Annotated in this window: 1 protein-coding gene; it reads left to right on the forward strand. The window is 60.3% G+C overall.

The window, feature by feature from the left end:
• The first annotated feature begins 78 nt into the window (after positions 1 to 78).
• On the forward strand, positions 79 to 1,626 hold the full coding sequence (locus tag PMI26_RS07035) for a phospholipase D family protein (RefSeq protein ID WP_007977757.1): 1,548 nt from the start codon (positions 79 to 81) through the stop codon (positions 1,624 to 1,626).
• Positions 1,627 to 1,875: the final 249 nt, after the last annotated feature.

The raw sequence follows: 1,875 nt of genomic DNA on the forward strand, positions 1-1,875 counted from the left end.
GGGCTGCGTTTTCTCGCCAGCCGGTACTGGCTGGATGCCGGGTCCACATCTACCCCCGTCAAGGTTGAGGACCAGCCCATGTCCCGGTTCCTCTGCGCCATGTTTTTCGCGTTGCTGCTAGTCGGCTGCGCCACCACGCGCATGCCCCACGACTTCAGCGAGGCGATCCCCGCCAGCGAATCGGCTTTCGGGCGCTCGATCCAGGCTCAGGCTGCCGCGCATGAGGGGCGCTCGGGTTTTCGCTTGCTGCCCAACAGCAGTGAAGCCTTCCGGGCGCGCGCCGAGTTGATCCGCAATGCGCAGAAATCCGTCGATCTGCAGTACTACATCGTGCATAACGGTCTCAGCACCCGGGCACTGGTCAATGAAATGCTGCTGGCTGCCGATCGCGGCGTACGGATACGTATCCTGCTCGATGACACCGCCACCGACGGCCAGGAAGAAGTCATCGCTACCCTGGCGGTGCACCCGAACATCCATATCCGCGTCTTCAACCCTTTGCATCTGGGGCGCAGCACCGTGGTGACTCGAACCATGGGCCGTTTGCTTGATCTTTCCCAGCAGCACCGACGCATGCACAACAAACTGTGGCTGGCTGACAACAGCGCAGCCATCGTCGGCGGACGCAACCTGGGGGATGAATATTTTGACGCCAAGCCCGATCTCAACTTCACCGATATGGACCTGCTTTGCATCGGACCGGTCGCCGAGCAGTTGGGGCACAGCTTCGATCAGTACTGGAACAGCGCCTTGAGCCAATCGATCAGTGACTTCCAGATCAACAAGCCGACAGCACAGGACTTGCTCAAGAGCCGCCAACGTCTGGAGCAGTCGCTCCAGTCCTCACGTACCGAGCACAGGGCTTTGTACGACCATCTCATGACCTACCAGACTCGGCCGCAATTCGAGGCGTGGCGCAAGCAGCTGATCTGGGCCCATGGCACGGCGATGTGGGATGCTCCGAGCAAGGTCCTGGCTGACGGCGAACCGGCACGCGCGTTATTGATGGCCACACAACTGCGGCCTGAACTCGATGGCGTCAGCAACGAGCTGATCATGATGTCGGCCTACTTCGTCCCGCAAAAGTCGGGCATGGACTATCTCCTGGGGCGTGCCGATGCCGGCGTTGATGTGCGCTTGCTGACCAACTCACTGGAAGCCACCGATGTGCCGGCGGTGCATGGCGGCTATGCACCGTATCGCAAGACGCTGCTAGAACATGGCGTGAAACTCTATGAGCTGCGGCGTCAGCCGGAAGATACCGGCCGCAGTTCTTCGTTTGGACTCAGTGGTGGCTCGGACTCCAGCCTGCACACCAAGGCCATGATCCTGGACAGGCAGAAAGTGTTCATCGGTTCGTTCAATTTCGACCCGCGTTCACTGTTCTGGAACACTGAAGTCGGAGTGCTGGTCGACAGTCCAGAACTGGCCGGCTACGTGCGCCAGGCGGCGCTTGAGGGCATGGCGCCGGCCATGAGTTACCAGGCCCGACTGGAAAACGGCGAAGTCGTCTGGCTCACCGAGGACGAGGGCCGTCAACACACCTTGCGCAAGGAACCCGGCGGCAAATGGCGCAGCTTCAAAGCCTGGCTCAGCGACAAGGTCGGCCTGGAGAAGATGCTCTAGATCGAAACCCGGAGTCCCCCTCTGGTCTCGTCGTGCAACAGGGATTTACAAAGAACCCTTTCGATAAGGGTGACGCGATCAAGCTGGAAGTCTTCTGACGTTTTTGCCTGCAATTGCCTGACTCAGGCGCCTGCCAGCGATGGTTGTTAAGGATAACGCGGGTGAGCTGGATGAACGCGGCGCACTGGAGTCCATCGCCAGCAGGCTGGCTCCTACAGTTTCAGCGTGGGCACGGTCTTTTGTGGGAGC

The organism is Pseudomonas sp. GM33 (assembly GCF_000282295.1).
Classification (GTDB): Bacteria; Pseudomonadota; Gammaproteobacteria; order Pseudomonadales; family Pseudomonadaceae; genus Aquipseudomonas; species Aquipseudomonas laurylsulfatiphila.

What these genes read in the sequence shown, in the direction of transcription:
- PMI26_RS07035 (WP_007977757.1), top strand. Translation starts at nt 79, where the DNA reads ATGTCCCGGTTCCTCTGCGCCATGTTTTTCGCGTTGCTGCTAGTCGGC.